Below are 19,455 nucleotides of genomic sequence, written 5' to 3' on the forward strand. Positions count from 1 at the left end.
GACCTCCTGGCGGGGCTGTGGGCGTGCGTCGAGGATGCTCAGGTGCCCGACGGCGACGGCTCCCCCAAAACGGGCGAATCGCCCCCCTCCGCGGGTGTCGGTGGCGCCGCCTCGGACGCGAGGATGTCGAGGCCGAGCCGCCGGGCGAGGTGTCGGGTGGCGAGCTGGCCCCGCACGCTGTTGCCGGCCTCGTCGAGGAGGGGCGAGAACGTGGCGAGTGCCCCCTTGCCGGGGGACACGGTGACGAGCCCGCCCCCGATGCCGCTCTTTCCGGGCATGCCGACGTCGAAGAGCCAGTCGCCGGACGTCTCGTACATGCCGGCGACCGTCATCACCGCCAGGGTTGCGTGGGCGGTCTCGGGGTGGACGACGCGTCCGCCGGTGAGGGGGTTGGTGCCGCCGTCGGCGAGGGTCGCTCCCATCACGGCGAGGTCGGTGGTCGTCACCGACAGGCAGCTCTGCCGGGTGTACAGCTCGACGGCATCCATGGCCTGCCCCTCCAGGGCGCCGGCCGCGGCCAGCATGTTGGCGAGGGCCCGGTTGCGGTGGTTGGTCGCGCGGGCGGACCCGAGGATGTCGTCGTCCAGCTCGAGCCGGCGCCCGGCGAACCGGGAGAGCGTGCTGCGCAGCACCTCCCACCGCTCCTCGACCCCCCGGCCGGTGACGAGGCTGGTGGTCGCGATCGCTCCGGCGTTCACCATCGGGTTGGTCCGACCGTGCGGGTCACGCTCGAGCGGGACCGTGGAGTTGAACGGCATGCCCGTGGCGTTGACGCCCACGCGGCGTCGTACGCGCTCGACGCCGTGGAGCTCACAGGCCAGCGCGAAGACGAACGGCTTCGCGACGCTCATGATCGAGAAGGGGACCCGGGCGTCCCCGGCGGCGGCAACGGCACCGGACGCGGCGACCAGGGCCAGACCGAAGCGCTGCGGCTCGGCGGCGGCGAGCGCGGGATAGACCGTGGAGACCGCGCCGTCGGGGACGGACCGGAAGAGCTCGTACGCCTCGTCGAGGCAGGCCTGGGTCGTCTCGCGGGCCGGCAGCAGCCCGGTGGAGACGTGGCGCGGCTCGTGGCTCATGTCGGTGACGTCTCGTCGTGGGGACCGTCCGCGACCGGCGACCGCTCCGGTCTCGGCGGCACCAGCCCGACGCGCCACGCGAGGAGCATGAACCCGCCCAGCACGATCGGACCCCCGAGCGTGACGGTGCGCCACGCGACGAGACCGGCCACGGCCGCGGCCTCGATGCCCTCCCCGCCGAGGTCGACGAGCTCCGCGAGCAGGAGCCCGTCGACGATCCCAAGGCCCATGAACGGGAACAGGGTGAAGGGGTAGACCAGGCAGAAGGTGACGTAGACGTCGAGGGCCGGCACGGACTCGGGCCCGACACCGACGAAGCGCAGCGCGAGGAGGACGATGCTGGCGTCGACCAGCACCATCGCGATCAGGCCGAGCAACGACGCGGCGAGGTGGGACCGGAAGCCCGCTGCGACGTGGTGGCGGAAGGTGACGGCCCGGCGGCTCCACTCCTCGGGTCTCGTCGACCTGCGGACGCGCGAGACGGCGCGGCCCGCAGCCTCCCCGACCCGGGCAGCGGTCGTGTCGTGCCGTACGGCGGCCAGCGCGAGGGCCAGGATCGTGGCGGCCACCAGCCCGCTCAGCAGCACGCGCCCGAGGGGACCGGCCTCCCAGCGGGTGACCACGAGGAGCAGCACTCCCACGACCGGGACGGCGAAGCGGACCGTGTAGAACGCGACCATGTTCGCCGTCGTGCCCGCGAGGGCGACAGCGTGCGGGACGCCCCACGAGGCGAACACCTTGAGCCGCAGCACGAGGTCGCCCGGTGGTGGGGCGACGACGGCGAGCAGGTGGGCGGCGAGGTCGTTGACGAGGGCCCTCACCATCCCGACCCCGGGGATGAAGAGGGCGAGGGGGAGTGCGTTGAGGGTGTTGCGCACCACCATCAGCCCGACCAGTACCCCGAGCTCGCTCCACGACAGCCTGCCCAGCGCCGAGCGCACCGCGCCCCAGTCGATGTCACCCACGAGGCGTGCCGCCAGCCAGACGACGACGACGCACAGCGCCACCGTCAGGATCCTGCGACCCCCGGGCCGGAAGTCGGTCACTCGGCGCCCTCCGTCCCTCACCGGTCGGTGCGACCGCGCACGGGCCACCGTGACGCCGTCGGCGCCGAGGTGCACCCCCTGAATCGGGTGAGCCGACCCTGCTGCGCCGAGCCGCGAGTCACTCACCCGGATCGGGGGAGCCCGTGCCCTCCCGGCACGCGCAGCATCGTCGTACGCCATCGACGAAAGGGATCGATCCATGGGAACGCTGACGGTCTGGAAGTTCGACACCGCCTCGGGCGCCGACGACGCCACGGAGACCCTGCGACAGCTCTCCTCGCAGCACCTGATCACCATCCACGACGCAGCCACCGTGCGCTGGGACGAGGGGAAGAAGAAGCCCAAGACCAGGCAGCTGGCCAACCTGACCGGTGCCGGGGCCCTGGGGGGCGCCTTCTGGGGCATGTTGTTCGGACTGATCTTCTTCGTGCCGCTGCTCGGGGCCGCGATCGGCGCCGCGTCGGGCGCCCTCGCCGGGTCGCTGAGGGACGTCGGCATCGACGACGGCTTCATCAACCGGGTCCGGGACGAGGTCACGCCCGGGACCTCGGCGTTGTTCGTGCTGAGCTCGGACGCCGTGATGGACAAGGTGCGGGAGGCGTTCTCCGCGAACCGGCCCGAGCTGATCTTCACCAACCTGAGCACCGAGCAGGAGAACGCGATCCGCGAGGTCTTCGCCGAGGAGGAGTGACTCCGAGCGGACGGTTGTCTCAGAGCAGCTGCAGCCGGCGCGCGACGGACAGGGCCTCGCTGCGCCGGCTGGCTCCGAGCTTGCTGTAAAGGCTCGACACGTGCGTCTTGACGGTGTTCTCGGAGACGAACAGGCCGTCGGCGATGTCTGCGTACGTCGCACCCCGCGCGAGCTCGCGCAGCACGTCGCGCTCGCGAGGGCTCAGGTGCGCCGTGACGAGCGGGTCGCCCTCCGACGAGCGCTCCCGGCTGGTCGCGGTGGAGGGCGCGAGGTCGGCCGTGATGTCGGAGTGCGCCCCGGTGAGGTCACGGAGGGCTCCCAGCCACGCCGCGGGTCCGGCGCCCTCCAGGTCACCCAGGAGCGTGTGGACGGGCGTGCCGTGGCGGGTCCAGCCGAGGAAGGGCACGTAGTTGCCCCGGCTCTCCGTCGCCCGGACGGCCTCGAGCACCACCTCGCGGGCGGACTCCCTGTCACCGAGGGCGTGGAGGAGCTGAGCACGACACACGAGCGCCAATGCCCGGCAGGGCGGCTGGTCGAGCACCCGGTGCTCCACGGCCGCGGCGAAGTGCTCGACAGCAGCGCGCAGGTCACCGACCAGGTCGGCCTCCACGCCCCGCAGCAGCAACGCCTCGCCGGGCGAGCCGTGGTCGTGCAGCTCGTCGCCGAGGCCCCTGAGGGTCGTGCGGTCGCCGGACAGGAAGGCGAGGAACGCTCGTTCGATGAGCACGGTGGCGCGCAGGTGGTGCGGGAGGCCGGGGACGTCCATGATCGCCTGGAGGGTCTGCTCGGCCCGGACCACGGACCGTCGTGACAGGTGCACGCGGGCGTCGTGGACCTGCTGCCAGAAACGCGTCGTCGTGTCGGCGGGGTGCAGGACCGCGCCGGTCGGGACATCGGTGGGGCCCTCGGTCAGGCCCTCGGGCGCACCCTCCGTTCCCGCGGCGGGTGGCACCGTGGACATCGCGGCCAGCCGGCCGTAGAGCTCGGCCCGGTGACGGGTCACCGGGAAGACGGTCACCAGGTGCTCCATGGCGCGCAGGCTGCGCTCGGCGAGGCGGCGGGCGACGTGCTCACGTCCGCGCATGTAGTAGAGGCCGGCGAGGTGGGTGTAGGCGCCCGCGGCGTGCGCAGGCATGCCCAGCTCGTCGCCGAGTCGCGCCGCACGCAGCAGGTTGGCCTCGGCCGGGACCGGCATCCCCAGCGCGAGCTGGGCGATGCCGAGCTCGGCCAGGATGTGGGGTTGCAGGTCGGAGGGGGTGCTGGAGAACGCACCGGACTCCACGTGGTGCTGGCCCTCCGCCGCCGCTGCGGCGAGGGGCTCGAACCCGGCTCGCGCGCGCATGAGGCGCGCACAGAGCAGCTGCGTCGTCCATCGGGGCGTAGCACCGGCCCCGTCCGCCCTGGCGACCAGCAAGCGGTCGATCCAGTGCATCGCCGAGGTGATGTCCCCGTGGATCCAGCGCTCGACGGCGAGGACGAACCAGGACTCGGGGCGCGCGTCGACGACAGCGGGCCAGCGGTGGGAGAACGCGACCACGTCCCTGCTGCGACCGCGGGTCAGGATGCGGGTGCCCTCGTCGACCAGCTGGTCGGCCGCCGCTTCCGCGAGACCGAGGTCGACCAATCGGCCGAAGGCGTCGTCGACGGCCCCCGCGCTGGCGTCGAGCCGTACGGCCCGCAGGACCGTGGACCTCGCGCGCTCGACATCGACACCACCGGCGCTGATCCGACGGCGCACGACCTCCGCGAGGAGCGGGTGGATCCGGAAGTGGGGTCCACCGGCGGATCGCGGGCCGATGCCGGGCCGTGCGGCGACAGGGCTGCGTTCGGACCGCGTGACGAGCAGCCCGGTCGACTCGAGACCGGCGAGGACGCCCCCGGCGTCCCGGTCCTGGGTCAGGTGGGCTGCGGTCTCCGCGGACACCTCCCGCTCGCTCGCCGTGCAGAGCAGGAGGTGTCGCTCCCGCGACGTGAGCGCGGCGAAGACCTCGTTGACCACCTGGTCCGCGACCGTCCAACCACCCTGCGACATGCGGCGGACGGCGCCCCGCTGGTCCGGGGACGCCGCCACCAGCCGCGAGGCCAGCACCACGACGGCGCACCACCCCTCGGCGCGGGTGGCGATCGCGGACACCACCTCAGGCGTCGCCGGCCCGACGTGGAGCTCGATCAGTCGTGAGCTCTCGGCGGACGAGAGGCGGAGCACGTCGCCCCTCAGGTCGGTGAGGTGGCCGAGCAGCTGGGCCGCGAGCCGGCTGAGCGGCAGGTCCCACCGACACAGCAGGAGGACGCGCATGGACCGCGGCGCGTCGTTGAGGCGGGTGTCGAGGAGCCGGACGGCCGAGGCGGGGAGGGCATGGGCGTCGTCGACGACGACCAGGCGCGGCGGGCCGCTGCGGTCGCCGTCCGGGTCCCCGAGGGCGGCGTCAAGGCCGGTGTGGTCCACGCCGCGACCGGCGTCGAGCCACACCACGTCACCGGACGACGCAGGCGCCCGCGCGTTGCGCAGCCACCCCGCAACGCCCAGGGTCTTGCCTGCTCCGGCAGGTGCGACCAGCGTGACGACCGCTGAGTCGCCGGCGGCGTCGAGGCGCCGCCACAGCTCGTTGCGGGGCACGTAGGTCCGGGGCAGGCGGGGAACGCCGGCCTCGTCGAGTCCAACCGCGGGGCGCACTCGCCCCGTCGATGCCGGGTCACCCATGGGGTCACGCCTCCCGCCGCAGCGTGCGTGGACGACACGCGTCTCGCCCTCGCACCCTCCCAAGCGCTCGAAGCGGGCGACCGCAGGTGTCCAAGCACCTCACCCGTTCGGGTGAGATCACCCCGAGGGTAGCCCAGTCGGCGCGGGCACCGTCAACACGTCGACCACCTCGACGCCGAGGCTGACGAGGAGGCTGATCACGCCCTGGAGCTCCTCCTGGTCGGCCACGTCACCCGACAGCACGGTCTGCGGGCGCTGGGGCACTGCGACCAGGTGCGGGAACGCCGAGAGCGCGTCCGGGGACAGCTCGGCATCGACACGGATCATCATCCTCGGCACCGGGTTCCTCCTCGCACGGGACCGGACCAACCGTGCCCCAGAGGCGGCCCAACCACCTCAGGGAACCGCGAGCGGCGAGTCCAGGTGCCGTGCACGCTAGGCGCGAGGGCCGGCGGCTGCCTCCCACATATCGGGGGAGGTCGTCGTGCCGCTCCGCGGACGGCGTCCCGGCTCCGCGGGACGTCCTGCTGGACGTCGGGGATGCGTCCGACGCCGACACCCCTCGATAGGGTCTGGCAGGTGACTTCTCCGGTGCCGCCGTCCCTGCCAGCCGCTGTCCTGTGGGACATGGACGGCACGCTCGTCGACACCGAGCCCTACTGGATCGCGACCGAGTTCGCGATGGCGGAGAAGTACGGCGGCACCTGGTCCCAGGAGCACGCGCTGAACCTCGTCGGCAACGCGCTGCTCGAGTCCGGCGACTACATCCGGGCCCACATGGGCATCGACCGCACGCCCCAGCAGATCGTCGACGAGCTGCTCGACGGGGTCGTGGCGCGGGTCGAGGTGGAGGTGCCGTGGCGCCCGGGCGCGCGCGAGCTGCTCACCGACCTGCACGGACGGGGCGTCCCCTGTGCGCTGGTCACCATGTCGTGGCAGCGCTTCGTCGACCCGATCCTGGCGCAGCTGCCCGAGGGGGTGTTCGCGAGCGTCGTGACCGGTGACCGCGTCGAGCTCGGCAAGCCGCACCCCGAGCCCTACCTCACCGCGGCCGCCGAGCTGGGCCTGGATCCTGCCGACTGCCTCGCGATCGAGGACTCCAACACCGGCGCCACGTCGGCGGTCGCTGCCGGCTGCACCGTCGTGTGCGTGCCCAACCACGTTCCGATCCTCGAGGGGGAGCGACGCATCTTCACCGGCACGCTCGACGGCCTCGACACCGCCGGGCTCGCGTCCCTGGTGAGCGGCCACGCGCGAGGCGTCGAGGTTGCGCACACGTGACCGGACCGTGACCGTGTCGGTGTGGCCTGGCTCACATTCGCCGGTCTAGTCTGCTGGGGACGACCCTGACCGGATACCGGACGGAAGGACCCCTGATGTCCCCGAAACGCACCTTGGCGACATGGACCACCGCACTCCTGGCGGCCGCCACCCTCGCGAGCTGCGCCGAGAGCGAGCGCGACGGCGGTGGTGAGGGCGGCGCCAGCGAGGACGCCGGGACGTTCATCTTCGGCGCCGCCGGCGCCCCCGAGATGTTCGATCCCTACTACGCCACGGACGGTGAGACGTTCCGCATCACCCGTCAGATGTTCGAGGGGCTCCTCGGCATCGAGCCCGGGAGCGCCGAGGTCGTCCCCGAGCTCGCCACCGAGTGGACTCCCAACGAGGACGGCACCGAGTGGACCTTCACGCTGCGTGACGACGTGACCTTCCACGACGGTGAACCGTTCAACGCCGAGGCCGTCTGCTACAACTTCGAGCGGATGTTCGACCAGAACGAGGCCGGCCAGGTCGCCGGTGAGTACTGGGGCTACGTCATGGGCGCCTACAAGAACAACGCCGCGGACGCCCTCTACCAGGGTTGCGAGGCGACCGGGGAGTTCGAGGCGGTCATCACCATCAGCGGCCCGACCTCCGGGTTCCCGACCATGCTGACCCTCGAGTCGCTGTCGATGCAGTCACCCAAGGCGCTCGAGGAGGGCGACGCCAACGGCATCGCTGCCGAGGGCGAGGGCTTCAGCTTCCCGGCGTACGCCGACGCTCCCGTCGGCACGGGCCCGTTCACCTTCGGCGAGTTCGACGAGGCCAACGGTGAGATCACCCTCGAGCGCAACGACGACTACTGGGGTGAAGCGGCCAAGGTCAGCGAGATCGTGTTCCGTGTGATCCCCGACGAGAGCACCCGGCGCCAGGAGCTCGAGGCCGGGAGCATCAACGGGTACGACCTGCCCAACCCGGTCGACTGGGCCGGCCTCGAGGAGGACGGCAACAGCGTCGAGGTGCGCGACCCGTTCAACATCCTCTACCTCGGCCTCAACCCCGAGGCCAACCCGCAGCTCAAGGACCTCAAGGTCCGGCAGGCGATCTACCACGCCCTCAACCGTGAGCAGCTGGTCCAGAGCCAGCTTCCCGAGGGAGCGGCCGTCGCGACCCAGTTCATGCCTGACACAGTCAGCGGCTACAACACCAGCCTCGAGCCCTACCCCTACGACCCCGACGAGGCCAAGCGGCTGCTGGCCGAGGCCGGCGCCGAGGGGATGACGCTCGAGTTCGCCTATCCGACCGAGGTCACCCGGCCCTACATGCCGGACCCGGAGAAGATCTACGAGGCGCTGCGCACCGACCTCGAGGCTGTGGGCATCAACGTGAAGGTGGTGACGGCCTCCTGGAACGGTGGCTACCTCGACAACGTCTCCGGTGAGCCCGGCAAGTACGACGCCTACATCCTGGGCTGGACCGGCGACTACGACTCCGCCTACAACTTCATCGGCACGTTCTTCGGCAACCTGAAGGACAACGACTTCGGCACCGACACGATGCCGTGGGGCAAGCAGCTGGCCGACGACCTCAAGGCGGCCGACGCGATCGTCGACGACGGCGAGCGGGGTGCGGCCTTCGAGGAGATCAATCGCCAGATCATGGAGGAGTACCTCCCGGGCCTGCCGATCAGCCACTCCCCGCCCGCCCTGGTCGTCGGCCCCGGCGTCGAGGGCGTGATCCCCAGCCCCCTGACGGCCGAGGAGTTCGACACGGTCACGGTGGGAGGGGAGTGACTCCCACTCGTCACTGACCGACCTGCGTCAGGTCCGGGGGTCGTCGTGACCGACGGCCCCCGGATCGTGCAGGCGTGGGAGGAGAACCATGCTTCGCTTTGTCCTACGACGGCTGATCCAGATGGTCTTCGTCGTCCTCGTGTTGTCGATGCTCCTCTTCGTCTGGCTGCGGTCGCTCCCGGGGGGACCGGTCTCAGCGATCCTCGGAGAGCGGCAGACCACCGAGCGGCGGCTGGCGCTCGAGGCCGCCCTCGGGCTCGACCAGCCGCTGCCGGTGCAGTACCTGAAGTTCATGGAGCGCGCCGTGCAGGGCGAGTTCGGCACCTCCACCAAGGTGCTGCCCGGCGAGGACGCGCTCGTCGTCTTCTGGTCCAGGCTGCCGGCGACCGTCGAGCTGACCCTGCTGGCGCTCTTCATCGCCATCACGCTCGCCATCCCACTGGGCTACATCGCAGCGCGCCGGGTCGGCTCCCTGAGCGACACGAGCGCGGTGATCTTCTCCCTGATCGGTGTCGCGGTGCCGGTGTTCTTCACGGCGTTCCTCCTCAAGTACTTCTTCGCCGTCGAGTGGCAGGTCCTCCCGGTGTCGGGCCGCCAGACCACGGGACTCGACGCCACCCGGGTGACGGGCATGTTCGTCCTCGACGGGCTGCTCACCCGCGAGTGGGACGCCTCGTGGGACGCGCTCAAGCACCTCATCCTGCCGGCGCTCGCCCTGGCCACGATTCCCTTCTCCGTGATCTTCCGGATCACCCGCGCCTCGGTGCTCGACGTGCTCGACGAGGACTACGTCCGCACCGCCGAGGCCAAGGGGCTCACTGCCAAGGTGATCCGTGGCCGCCACGTGCTGCGCAACGCGATGCTTCCCGTGGTCACGACCATCGGGCTCCAGGTCGGCGGGCTCCTGGCGGGCGCGATCCTGACCGAGACCGTGTTCTCCTACCGCGGGATCGGCGATGCACTCGCAATGTCCTTCCGGGAGAAGGACTATGCCGTGTTGCAGGTCCTCATCCTGGCCACGGCCGTCATCTACGTGCTGGTGAACCTGCTCGTCGACATCGCCTACGCGGTCCTCGACCCGCGGATCCGGACGAGGTGAGCTGACATGAGCGACCACAAGCCCGGCTCCACGTCCGCCTCGACGAGCCCTCCGGACACCCACGAGGCACCTCGCCGACCGTCGTACGGCCAGCGCCGCCGCGACCGCATCGACGCACTCGCAACAGCCGGCACCGCCGACGAGCAACCGGGGGTGTCGCTCATCCGCAGCGCGTGGAACCGCCTGCGTCGCAACCCGGTGTTCCTCCTCGGCCTCGCCATCACCATCGCGTTCGTCGTGCTGGCGATCATCGCTCCGTGGATCGCGCCGTGGGACCCGACCGACCGGCCGTTGCTGCCGAAGGTGCGTCCTCAGACGAACCCCGTGCCAGGACCCGAACCCGGCCACCTCCTCGGCGGCGACGACCGCGGTCGCGACCTGTTCTCCCGGCTGCTCGTCGGCAGTCGGCAGACGTTGATCGTGGGCGTCTTCGCAACGCTGTTCGGCCTCCTCGGCGGCCTCGTCCTCGGCACCCTGGCCGGCGCGATCGGCGGCTGGGTCGACTCGTTCGTCATGCGCGTCGTCGACGTGATGCTGTCCTTTCCCTCGCTGCTGCTGGCCTTCACCATCGCCTCGCTCGCCCGCAGCCCCAGCCAGTGGACCCTGATCGTCGCGATCGCGGTGGTCCAGGTGCCGATCTTCGCCCGGCTGCTGCGCGGGTCGTTGCTGGCGCAGCGCACGAGCGACCACGTCCTCGCGGCACGCTCGCTGGGCGTGAAACAGCGCGCGATCGTGTTCCGCCACATGCTGCCCAACGCGCTCGGTCCCGTCATCGTCCAGGCAACCCTCTCGCTGGCCATCGCCATCATCGACGCGGCGGCGCTGTCGTTCCTGGGTCTGGGCAACCCCGACCAGCGACAACCGGAGTGGGGGCAGATGCTCGGCCTGGCACAGCGCTACATCTCCGAGGCTCCCCACCTGGCGTTCTACCCGGCCGGGTGCATCATCGTGGTCGCCCTGGGTTTCACGCTGATGGGCGAGTCGCTCCGCGAAGCGCTCGACCCGAAGTCGAGGAGATGAACATGACGCAGCGCCAGGCGATCCGCCACCCGTCAGGCTCGACGGAGCCTCTGCTGTCCGTCCGTGACCTGCGTGTCACCTTCCAGCGACAGGGCGAGAAGGCGTTCCGCGCCGTCGACGGCGTGAGCTTCGACGTGCGGCCCGGGCAGACCGTCGGCCTGGTCGGTGAGTCAGGCTGCGGCAAGTCCGTCACGTCGCTGGCGATCATGGGGCTGCTGCCCTCACGCGGCAACACCGTGGAGGGCGAAGCCGTCTTCGACGGCGAGGACCTGCTGTCCCTGTCGCCCGGGCAGATGCGCGACCGCCGGGGCGCCGACATCGCGATGATCTTCCAGGACCCGCTGTCGTCGCTCAACCCGGTCGTCACGGTCGGTCGCCAGGTCACCGAGGTCATGGAGCGACACCGGGGCATGAGCCGCAAGGAGGCGACGCCGAAGGCCGCCGAGCTGCTCGACCGCGTCGGCATCCCCGACCCGACGGCGCGCTTGGCCAACTACCCCCACCAGCTCAGCGGCGGCATGCGGCAACGCGCCCTCATCGCCATGGCGCTGGCCTGCAACCCACGCCTGTTGATCGCCGACGAGCCCACGACGGCCCTCGACGTGACGATCCAGGCGCAGATCCTCGCCCTGCTGAAGGAGCTGGTCGTCGACACCGGCACCGCACTGGTGATGATCACCCACGACCTCGGCGTCGTGGCGGGACTGTGCGACGAGGTCAACGTCCTCTACGGCGGCAAGATCGTCGAGCGCGGCGGCCGGCACGGCCTGTTCAAGCGCCCGCGCCACCCCTACACCGTCGGGCTGCTGCACTCGATCCCGCGGCTCGACGCAGCTCGCGGGGAGAAGCTCAACCCGGTGCCGGGGTCAGTTGCCGACAACCTGCCTTGGGACTCGGCGTGCGCCTTCGCCCCGCGGTGCTCGAACCGCGTCGACGTCTGCACCCGGGAGACGCCACAGTGGGACGGCGACGACGTGGTCGGGTTCCGTTGCTTCAACCCGATGGGAGGACCCCGATGAGTGAGTCCACCACGACGGCGAGCGCGCCTTCAGCCTCCGACGTCCTCGTCGAGGTGCGCGGCCTCGAGGTCCACTTCCCGATCAAGAGTGGGCTGCTGTTCGACCGCACGGTGGGCCACGTCCGTGCCGTCGACGGCGTCGACCTGAGCATCCGGCGCGGCGAGACCTACGGACTGGTCGGGGAGTCCGGGTGCGGCAAGTCCACGCTCGGCAAGGCCATCCTCAACCTCGAGCCGCCGACCGCGGGCTCGGTCGTCTTCGACGGGGTCGACATCGCCTCCCTGCGGGGCGAGGAGCTCCGGCGCGCGCGCAAGCGGTTCCAGATGGTGTTCCAGGACCCGCTCTCCAGCCTCGACCCGCGCCAGACCGTGGAGTCCCTCCTCCGCGAAGGCATGGGCGCACACGGCCTCGACACCGACAAGGCCGCCACGCACGCGCGCTTGCGGGAGCTGATGTCGGACGTCGGCCTGCCTGTCGCCGGGCTGCGCAAGTACCCGCACGAGTTCTCCGGCGGCCAGCGACAGCGCATCGGCATCGCCCGGGCCCTGTCGGTCCGCCCGGACCTGATCGTCGCGGACGAGCCGGTGAGCGCCCTCGACGTCTCCATCCAGGCGCAGGTGATCAACCTCCTGCAGGACCTGCAGGACAAGCTCGGCCTGACCTACCTCGTCGTCGCGCACGACCTCGCCGTGGTCCGCCACATCAGTGACCGGATCGGTGTGATGTACCTCGGTGGCCTGGTGGAGGAGTCCGGCGCGGCGGAGCTCTACGACGTACCGCTCCACCCGTACTCACGCGCGCTCATGTCCGCCGTGCCCGTGCCCGACCCAGAGGTCGAGGACTCACGGGAGCAGATCCTGCTCAGCGGTGACCTGCCGTCTCCCGCCAACCCGCCCAGCGGCTGCCGATTCCACACGCGGTGCCCATGGCGTCAGGAGACCCGGTGCGACACCGAACGACCCGAGCTGCGGGTCGTGGAGGTCCCCGGCGCGACCGCGCAGCACCGCGTGGCCTGCCACTTCGCCGAGGAGATCGCGGCCGGGGCGATCCAGCCGCACGAGGTCGAGCCCGCGCTGGTCGCCGAGGGATTCGGCGGGCCGGTCGCCGTGCCCCGGCCGCCCCCGGACGCCTACGCCTAGCCCTGACCCTGTCGTCGCGACGCTGCTCCCGTCAGTCGGAGGACTCGTCCACCGAGGCGTCGGCAGCGGGTGGCTCCGGCTCGGGCAGCGGCGGGATCGTGCCGCCCTTGGTCGGGCAGAACTGGTGGAAGGAGCACCAGTCACACAGGCGTGACGGGCTCGGGCGCCAGTCGCCTGACTCCTGGGCGAGGCGGATCGCCCGCCACACCGCCTCGACCTTGCGCTCGGTGGCGCGGAGGTCGTCCTCGTCGGGCTCGTAGCGGAGGATCTCGCCGTTGCCGAGGTAGATGAGCTGGAGGACCGACGGCACGACGCCGCGCAAGCGCCAGATGACGAGCGCGTAGAACCTCATCTGGAACAGCGCCTTGGCCTCGAACCCCTCGGTGGGGGACCTGCCGCTCTTGTAGTCCACCACCCTGATCCGGCCGTCGGGCGCGACGTCGACCCGGTCGACGAACCCGCGCAGCAGCAGCCTGGAGTCGAGCAGCGCCTCGACGTAGAGCTCGCGCTCGGCGGGCTCGAGCCGGCGCGGGTCCTCGAGGTCGAAGTAGCGGTCGAGCACGGTGCGGCAGGAGGCGAGCCAGGCGGCGAGGTCGGGCCCCTCGGCACCGAACATCTCGGCCAGCCCCGGCTCGGCCTCGAGCAGCCCCTCCCAGGCGGGCACGAGCATGTCGCGCGCGCGCTCGGGTGTGCGGTCGGCGGCCGGGGCGTCGAAGAGGTCCTCGAGCACCTTGTGGACCACCGTGCCGCGGACGGCGTCGGGCGACGGAGGCTCGGGCAGGCGGTCGATCGTGCGGAAGCGGTACATCAGGGGGCAGGCCATGAAGTCGCCGGCCCGGCTGGGGGAGATCGCCCCCAGCACGTCGACGCCGTCGACCGGCGTCGAGACCCGCTCGGCCGGGGACTCGGTCGCTGCGGGAACGTGCTCGGGGAGGGGGATCGTCATGGCGCGGCTCACCCTAGGCGAGACGTACGACAGCGCTGCGGGCCACGCCCTCGCCGTCGGGGCCCTTGGCTAGGGTTGGGAGGTGGCCGACCCGAACGATCCAGCCCACGCCGACGGACCGCGGCGGTCCGCGCCGCGCGCCCCGGGCACGATCCGGATCGGGTCGATCGTCGGGATCGACGTGCTCATCACGACCTCGTGGTTCGTGGTCGCCGCACTGATCTCGCTGATCTTCGGGCCGCGCATCGAGGCGGCCCAACCGGGACTCGGGTTCTGGAAGTACGTCGCCGGCCTCGCCTTCGCGGTCGTGCTCTACCTGTCCGTGCTGCTCCACGAGGCCTCGCACGCGGTCGTCGCCAAGCGGCTCGGCTACGGCGTCAACTCGATCACGCTGCACTTCCTCGGCGGGATGACGGAGGTCGACGGGCAGTCCAAGCGGCCGCGGCACGAGTTCTGGATCGCCGTGGTGGGCCCGCTCACCTCGATCGCCGTCGGCGGTGCGGCCGGTGTCGTCGCCTATCTGATGTCCGACAGTCTCCTCCAAGAAGCGATGCTCCTCCTGGCCGGCGCCAACCTGCTCATCGGCGTGCTCAACCTCGTCCCGGGCTTGCCTCTCGACGGTGGGCGCGTGCTCAAGGCGCTCGTGTGGGGCGCCTCCGGCGACCAGCACCGCGGCAGCATCGTCGCCGGCTGGGGTGGCCGGATCACCGCCCTGGCCCTGCTGGCCTGGCCGTTGGTGCAGGAGCGGGTCACCGGTGAGCCGCCGACGATCCTCGACCTCGTCCTCGTCTTCATCCTGGGGCTGTTCCTCTGGACCGGAGCGACGGCGGCGATGGCCCACGCCAGGCTCCGGCAGCGGCTTCCCGCCCTGGTCGCGCGCCCGCTCGCCCGCCGTACGCTCACCGTCCCCGAGGACCTGCCGCTGGCCGAGGCCGTACGCCGCGCGCAGGAGGCGCAGGCCGGCAGCATCGTCACCGTCACCCCGGACGGCACCCCCGTGGGCATCGTCAGCGAGGCCGCCGTCACCGCCATGCCGGCCGACCGTCGCCCGTGGGTGCCCACCTCCGCGGTCGCCCGCACGATGGAGGAGGGACTGACGCTCCCGGCCACCGTCGCGGGCGAGGACCTGATCCTGGCCATCAGCCGCCGGCCCGCGGAGGAGTACCTCCTCGTCGAGGCCGACGGCCGGATCTACGGCGTCCTGTCGACTGCCGACGTCGACCGGGCCTTCCGCGACAACGCTCGCCGCTGAGGGAAATCGCCGCTCGGAATACTAGGGTTCGCGGCATGTCCGAGCCCCTCACCGATGACCGAGCCGACGTCCCCGCCGAGGCCTGGTCCGGCGTCCACCGCGGCCCCCTGCGCGAGGGGGAGTGGGTGCGGCTGACCGACCAGAAGGGGCGCAAGCACAACTTCGAGCTGGTCGCCGGCAAGCGGTTCTTCTCCAACAAGGGCCACCTCGACCACGACGAGATGATCGGCCGCGACGAGGGGTTCACGGTCACCTCCTCGGCCGGCGGCCAGTACCTCGTGTTCCGGCCCCTCCTCAACGAGTTCGTCGTGTCGATGCCCCGCGGTGCCGCGGTGGTCTACCCCAAGGACGCCGCCCAGATCGTGGCGCTGGCCGACATCTACCCCGGCGCTCGGGTCGTCGAGGCGGGTGCCGGGTCGGGAGCGCTGACCTGCTCACTGCTGCGCGCGGTCGGCCCCTGGGGCCGCGTCACGTCGTTCGAGCTGCGCGAGGAGTTCGCGGAGGTCGCCCGCCGCAACGTGCACCAGTTCTTCGCCGCGCCCGAGGGCCGCACGCACCCCGCCTGGGACCTGCGCCTCGGCGACCTCAAGGAGGGGCTGCCCGGGCTCGGGAGCCAGGTCGACCGCGTCATCCTCGACATGCTCGACCCCTGGAACTGCGTCGACGCCGTCGCCGACGCCCTGGTCCCCGGTGGCATCGTCTGCGCCTACGTGGCCACGACGACCCAGCTGTCTCGGGTGGTCGAGACCCTGCGCGCGCACGGCGGCTTCACCGAGCCGCAGCCGTGGGAGTCGCTGGTGCGCGACTGGCACGTGGAGGGCCTCGCCGTCCGCCCGGGCCACAAGATGATCGGCCACACCGCCTTCCTCGTCACCGCCCGCCGGATGGCGCCGGGGGAGAAGCCGCCGCGCAAGACCCGACGTCCCGCACCCGGCGCCTACGGCCCCGACTACACCGGCCCCCGCCCCGCCGACGTACCTCCGCTGGAGCCCGCAGAGACCGACGCGTGAGCATTGAGGTCGTCGACTGGTCCCCGCGGTGGGCGGAGCAGTTCGACGAGCTGGCGGCCGTGCTGCGCACCGCCCTCGCCGGCGTGGCGTCGGCCCGGGTCGAGCACGTCGGCTCGACGTCGGTGCTGGGGCTGGCGGCCAAGCCGGTCCTCGACGTCGACGTCATCGTCGCCGTGCGGGACGTCCTGCGCTCGCGCGACGACCTGCGCGAGGCGTACGCCGCAGTGAAGCGGGCGCTGGCGGCCGACCCCGGCATGGACATCGACACCTACCTCGCCGGGAAGTCGGCGGTGCTGCAGCAGGTGCTCGAGGCGTCGGGGCGGATGACGCCGGAGGAGCTGGACGCCATCCGGCGTCTCAACGGCGGCTGACGCGACACCTGGCACCCCGCCGACGCCAGAGTTGCGAAACGGTGACCAACACAGCGAGATATCCGCTTCCGTCCCATGGATCCATGAGTAGTGTCATGTGGCAGGAGGTGCGAGATGTCTGAGCCGTCACGCGAGCAACTTGCCACTCAGGTGCGCTACCTGGAGGCCGAGGTCACCGACCTGCGCCGCCGTCTCGAGGACCTGCCCGGTCAGTCACGAGGGCTGGAGACGCGCCTGGCCGACGCGCAACGCTCCCTCGCGGCCGTCTCGAGCCAGAACGAGCGGCTCGCCCAGACGCTGCGCGACGCCCGTGACCAGATCACGACGCTCAAGGAGGAGGTCGACCGCCTGGCGCAGCCGCCGGCGGGGTTCGGCACCTTCCTCGGGCGCAACGACGACGACTCCGTCGACGTCTTCACCGGCGGTCGCAAGCTGCGCGTCAGCGTGAGCCCCGCCGTGGAGCTCGACGGCCTCGTTCGTGGGCAGGAGGTCATGCTCAACGAGGCGCTCAACGTGGTCGCGGCCCTCGACTTCGAGCAGGTCGGCGAGGTCGTCATGCTCAAGGAGATCCTCGCCGACGGTGAGCGGGCGCTGGTGATCGCCAACGCCGACGAGGAGCGCGTCGTACGCCTCGCGGAGCCGCTGTGCGCCGAGGACGTCACCATCCGGGCCGGCGACTCGTTGCTGCTCGACACCCGCGCCGGATACGTCTACGAGGTCGTGCCGAAGTCCGAGGTCGAGGAGCTCGTCCTGGAGGAGGTGCCCGACATCGACTACACGCAGATCGGCGGCCTCACCACCCAGATCGACGCCATCCGCGACGCCGTCGAGCTGCCCTACCTGCACCCCGAGCTCTTCAAGGACCACGAGCTCAAGCCGCCCAAGGGCGTGCTGCTCTACGGTCCGCCCGGCTGCGGCAAGACGCTGATCGCCAAGGCCGTGGCCAACTCGCTGGCCAAGAAGGTGGCCGAGCGCACCGGCGCGTCGGGGAAGTCCTACTTCCTCAACATCAAGGGCCCCGAGCTGCTCAACAAGTACGTCGGCGAGACCGAGCGCCACATCCGCCTGGTCTTCCAGCGGGCGCGCGAGAAGGCGTCGCTCGGCACCCCGGTCATCGTGTTCTTCGACGAGATGGACTCCCTGTTCCGCACGCGCGGCTCGGGCGTGTCCTCCGACGTGGAGAACACGATCGTGCCGCAGCTGCTCAGCGAGATCGACGGTGTCGAGGCGCTGGAGAACGTCCTCGTGATCGGCGCCTCCAACCGCGAGGACATGATCGACCCCGCCATCCTGCGTCCGGGTCGCCTCGACGTGAAGATCAAGATCGAGCGCCCCGACGCCGAGTCGGCGCGCGACATCTTCTCCAAGTACCTCACCCCGACGCTGCCGCTGCACGCGGAGGACCTCGCCGAGTTCGGCCAGGACCGCACGGCGACGGTCAACGCGATGATCCGCGCCACCGTGGAGCGCATGTACACCGAGTCGGAGGAGAACCGCTTCCTCGAGGTGACCTACGCCAACGGTGACAAGGAGGTCCTCTACTTCAAGGACTTCAACTCCGGCGCGATGATCCAGAACATCGTCGACCGAGCCAAGAAGATGGCGATCAAGGACTTCCTCGACAGCGACCTCAACCCGGCGCAGCGCGGCCTGCGGGTCCAGCACATGCTGCAGGCCTGCGTGGACGAGTTCAAGGAGAACGAGGACCTGCCCAACACCACCAACCCCGACGACTGGGCGCGGATCTCGGGCAAGAAGGGCGAGCGCATCGTCTTCATCCGCACGCTCATCACGGGCAAGCAGGGCACCGAGCCGGGGCGGTCGATCGACACGGTCGCCAACACCGGCCAGTACCTGTGACGGGTCCGGAGCGCGCGATGGGTCGCGAGGACGACCTCGGCCACGGCGACATCGAGGCCGCCCTCGCCGCGCGCCGCGAGCTCGGCGCCCGCTACGACGCCGAGCTCGTCGACGGCTTCGCCGAGCGCATCGAGCGCGCCGTCGAACGACGGGCGGCCGAACGCAGCGAGCTGCAGCAGCGTCGTACGGCGGCAGTGGCGGGAGCCGGGGGACGCCAGCTGGCGCTCGGCATCATCTCCCTCGTTGCCTGCATCCCGATCACCATCGTGCTGGGACTCAACGGCGAGCTGCTGGCCCTGCTCGTCGCGCTCGCAGCGATCGTCAGCGTCAACTTCGCCCACGCCTGGCAGTCGCGACGCGACTGACCCGCCGCGACACCCCTCCGGAGGAGTTGCCCGATTACCTGCTGGCACTAGGTTGGCCGGATGCGAACCATTCTGATCATCGTCGTCATCGTCGTCATCGTGCTCTTCCTCGCCGGGTTCCTCCGCCGCGGGCGCTGACCGCCCCAGGCCCCCGGCTCTCGACTCGCCGCCGGGGGTGGTTCAGTCAGCCACCAGCCGGTAGACGTACGTCCACGGTCGGACCAGGGCCGGTCCGGGCAGGTAGTCCTGCTCCCGGTCCTCGACGTGCCACCCCGCCGACTCCAGCAGGGCGGGGACGTCGCGGGTCAGGTGACATCCGCCGGCAACCGCGCCCCACGGAGGCTCGATGCGCCGCTGCCAGCGACGTACGGTCTCCTCGGGCGCGACGCCGTGCTCGAGGGCATGCAGCCGCCCGCCCGCACGCACCACCCGTCGCGCCTCCCTCAGGGCCAGCAGCGGGTCGGGCACCGTGCACAGGCTGAACGTCACCAGCGCGCTGTCGTGCGAGTCGTCCGGCAGGTCGAGCCGCTGGCCGTCGAGCCCGGCACGGTGGACGGGTACGTCGCTGCGGGAGCGGCGCTTCGCAGAGAGCTCCCAGCCGAGGTCGGAGGGCTCGATCGCGGTAACGGACGAGACGCCCGGGGGATACCAGCGCACGTTGAGCCCGCTGCCGAAGCCGATCTCGAGCACGCGGCCGGTGAGCCCTGCGCAGGTGGCCCGGCGCAGCTCGCCCACGTCGTGGCCGCGGAGGGCCCGGTCGGTCAGGCGCGGCAGCGCGCGCTCGTCCCACACCCGTAGGCTCAT

Annotated in this window: 18 protein-coding genes; 12 read left to right on the forward strand and 6 right to left on the reverse strand. The window is 71.3% G+C overall.

Going from position 1 to position 19,455, the window contains the following annotated elements:
• Positions 1-38 precede the first annotated feature (38 nt).
• Both glsA and HOO61_RS18555 read right to left on the reverse strand, forming a co-directional pair.
• On the reverse strand, positions 39-1,079 hold the full coding sequence (glsA, locus tag HOO61_RS18550; protein ID WP_172261212.1) for a glutaminase A: 1,041 nt from the start codon (positions 1,077-1,079) through the stop codon (positions 39-41).
• Complete coding sequence (locus tag HOO61_RS18555; RefSeq protein WP_172261214.1) at positions 1,076-2,125, reverse strand: hypothetical protein; 1,050 nt, start codon at positions 2,123-2,125, stop codon at positions 1,076-1,078. Before HOO61_RS18555 ends, glsA begins: the two co-directional genes overlap by 4 nt.
• Positions 2,126-2,324: 199 nt before the next feature.
• Here HOO61_RS18555 and HOO61_RS18560 point away from each other — a divergent pair, with 199 nt between their 5' ends.
• Complete coding sequence (locus HOO61_RS18560) at positions 2,325-2,816, forward strand: DUF1269 domain-containing protein (RefSeq protein WP_172261216.1); 492 nt, start codon at positions 2,325-2,327, stop codon at positions 2,814-2,816.
• Between the two features lie 19 nt (positions 2,817-2,835).
• Here the strand turns inward: HOO61_RS18560 and HOO61_RS24305 are convergent, their stop codons facing one another.
• Entirely contained in the window at positions 2,836-5,517 is a 2,682-nt protein-coding gene (locus tag HOO61_RS24305; RefSeq protein WP_172261218.1) for a LuxR C-terminal-related transcriptional regulator, read from the reverse strand.
• A gap of 117 nt (positions 5,518-5,634) precedes the next feature.
• Positions 5,635-5,856, reverse strand: a complete 222-nt coding sequence (locus tag HOO61_RS18570) for a hypothetical protein (RefSeq protein ID WP_172261220.1) — start codon at positions 5,854-5,856, stop codon at positions 5,635-5,637.
• Between the two features lie 240 nt (positions 5,857-6,096).
• Between HOO61_RS18570 and HOO61_RS18575 the strand changes: the two genes are divergently transcribed.
• The 6 genes from HOO61_RS18575 to HOO61_RS18600 all read left to right on the forward strand — a co-directional run bounded on the left by HOO61_RS18575 (position 6,097) and on the right by HOO61_RS18600 (position 12,847).
• Positions 6,097-6,798: an HAD family hydrolase gene (locus HOO61_RS18575; protein ID WP_367650250.1), complete on the forward strand. Its 702-nt coding sequence runs from the start codon at positions 6,097-6,099 to the stop codon at positions 6,796-6,798.
• Positions 6,799-6,893: 95 nt separating this feature from the next.
• Positions 6,894-8,570: an ABC transporter substrate-binding protein gene (locus HOO61_RS18580; protein ID WP_172261222.1), complete on the forward strand. Its 1,677-nt coding sequence runs from the start codon at positions 6,894-6,896 to the stop codon at positions 8,568-8,570.
• Between the two features lie 88 nt (positions 8,571-8,658).
• Positions 8,659-9,669: an ABC transporter permease gene (locus HOO61_RS18585; protein ID WP_172261224.1), complete on the forward strand. Its 1,011-nt coding sequence runs from the start codon at positions 8,659-8,661 to the stop codon at positions 9,667-9,669.
• A gap of 6 nt (positions 9,670-9,675) precedes the next feature.
• Positions 9,676-10,689, forward strand: a complete 1,014-nt coding sequence (locus tag HOO61_RS18590) for an ABC transporter permease (protein WP_172261226.1) — start codon at positions 9,676-9,678, stop codon at positions 10,687-10,689.
• A 2-nt stretch (positions 10,690-10,691) separates the two neighbouring features.
• A complete protein-coding gene (locus tag HOO61_RS18595) occupies positions 10,692-11,708 on the forward strand; it encodes an ABC transporter ATP-binding protein (protein ID WP_172261228.1) in 1,017 nt (338 codons plus the stop codon).
• Positions 11,705-12,847: an ABC transporter ATP-binding protein gene (locus HOO61_RS18600; protein WP_172261230.1), complete on the forward strand. Its 1,143-nt coding sequence runs from the start codon at positions 11,705-11,707 to the stop codon at positions 12,845-12,847. The genes HOO61_RS18595 and HOO61_RS18600 overlap by 4 nt, the downstream gene beginning before the upstream one ends.
• A 31-nt stretch (positions 12,848-12,878) precedes the next feature.
• On the opposite strand, the gene HOO61_RS18605 is transcribed toward HOO61_RS18600, so the two are convergent.
• The gene (locus tag HOO61_RS18605; protein WP_172261232.1) at positions 12,879-13,793 is read right to left on the reverse strand and encodes a PD-(D/E)XK nuclease family protein; all 915 of its coding nucleotides are present in this window, start codon (positions 13,791-13,793) and stop codon (positions 12,879-12,881) included.
• 82 nt (positions 13,794-13,875) lie between these two features.
• Between HOO61_RS18605 and HOO61_RS18610 the strand changes: the two genes are divergently transcribed.
• The 5 genes from HOO61_RS18610 (at position 13,876) to HOO61_RS18630 (ending at position 18,651) form a co-directional block, all read left to right on the forward strand.
• Complete coding sequence (locus tag HOO61_RS18610) at positions 13,876-15,045, forward strand: site-2 protease family protein (protein ID WP_172261234.1); 1,170 nt, start codon at positions 13,876-13,878, stop codon at positions 15,043-15,045.
• A gap of 35 nt (positions 15,046-15,080) precedes the next feature.
• Positions 15,081-16,055, forward strand: coding sequence for a tRNA (adenine-N1)-methyltransferase (locus HOO61_RS18615; protein ID WP_172261236.1), 975 nt, complete (start codon positions 15,081-15,083; stop codon positions 16,053-16,055).
• Positions 16,052-16,426 carry a GrpB family protein gene (locus HOO61_RS25020; protein WP_172261238.1) on the forward strand — a complete coding sequence of 125 codons (375 nt, stop codon included), beginning with the start codon at positions 16,052-16,054 and terminating at the stop codon, positions 16,424-16,426. Before HOO61_RS18615 ends, HOO61_RS25020 begins: the two co-directional genes overlap by 4 nt.
• A 114-nt stretch (positions 16,427-16,540) precedes the next feature.
• Positions 16,541-18,286, forward strand: a complete 1,746-nt coding sequence (arc, locus tag HOO61_RS18625; RefSeq protein WP_172261239.1) for a proteasome ATPase — start codon at positions 16,541-16,543, stop codon at positions 18,284-18,286.
• Between the two features lie 17 nt (positions 18,287-18,303).
• Positions 18,304-18,651 (forward strand): hypothetical protein, encoded by a 348-nt coding sequence (locus HOO61_RS18630; RefSeq protein ID WP_172261240.1) that lies wholly within the window; start codon positions 18,304-18,306, stop codon positions 18,649-18,651.
• Between the two features lie 180 nt (positions 18,652-18,831).
• On the opposite strand, the gene HOO61_RS18635 is transcribed toward HOO61_RS18630, so the two are convergent.
• Positions 18,832-19,455: a class I SAM-dependent methyltransferase gene (locus HOO61_RS18635; protein ID WP_172261241.1), complete on the reverse strand. Its 624-nt coding sequence runs from the start codon at positions 19,453-19,455 to the stop codon at positions 18,832-18,834.

The organism is Nocardioides sp. zg-1230 (assembly GCF_013155335.1).
GTDB lineage: Bacteria > Actinomycetota > Actinomycetes > Propionibacteriales > Nocardioidaceae > Nocardioides.

Coding starts and splice junctions, on each gene's coding strand:
- glsA (WP_172261212.1), bottom strand. CDS start 1,079: ATGAGCCACGAGCCGCGCCACGTCTCCACCGGGCTGCTGCCGGCCCGC.
- HOO61_RS18560 (WP_172261216.1), top strand. CDS start 2,325: ATGGGAACGCTGACGGTCTGGAAGTTCGACACCGCCTCGGGCGCCGAC.
- HOO61_RS24305 (WP_172261218.1), bottom strand. CDS start 5,517: ATGGGTGACCCGGCATCGACGGGGCGAGTGCGCCCCGCGGTTGGACTC.
- HOO61_RS18580 (WP_172261222.1), top strand. CDS start 6,894: ATGTCCCCGAAACGCACCTTGGCGACATGGACCACCGCACTCCTGGCG.
- HOO61_RS18585 (WP_172261224.1), top strand. CDS start 8,659: ATGCTTCGCTTTGTCCTACGACGGCTGATCCAGATGGTCTTCGTCGTC.
- HOO61_RS18590 (WP_172261226.1), top strand. CDS start 9,676: ATGAGCGACCACAAGCCCGGCTCCACGTCCGCCTCGACGAGCCCTCCG.
- HOO61_RS18595 (WP_172261228.1), top strand. CDS start 10,692: ATGACGCAGCGCCAGGCGATCCGCCACCCGTCAGGCTCGACGGAGCCT.
- HOO61_RS18600 (WP_172261230.1), top strand. CDS start 11,705: ATGAGTGAGTCCACCACGACGGCGAGCGCGCCTTCAGCCTCCGACGTC.
- HOO61_RS18605 (WP_172261232.1), bottom strand. CDS start 13,793: ATGACGATCCCCCTCCCCGAGCACGTTCCCGCAGCGACCGAGTCCCCG.
- HOO61_RS18615 (WP_172261236.1), top strand. CDS start 15,081: ATGTCCGAGCCCCTCACCGATGACCGAGCCGACGTCCCCGCCGAGGCC.
- arc (WP_172261239.1), top strand. CDS start 16,541: ATGTCTGAGCCGTCACGCGAGCAACTTGCCACTCAGGTGCGCTACCTG.
- HOO61_RS18630 (WP_172261240.1), top strand. CDS start 18,304: ATGGGTCGCGAGGACGACCTCGGCCACGGCGACATCGAGGCCGCCCTC.
- HOO61_RS18635 (WP_172261241.1), bottom strand. CDS start 19,455: ATGAGCCTACGGGTGTGGGACGAGCGCGCGCTGCCGCGCCTGACCGAC.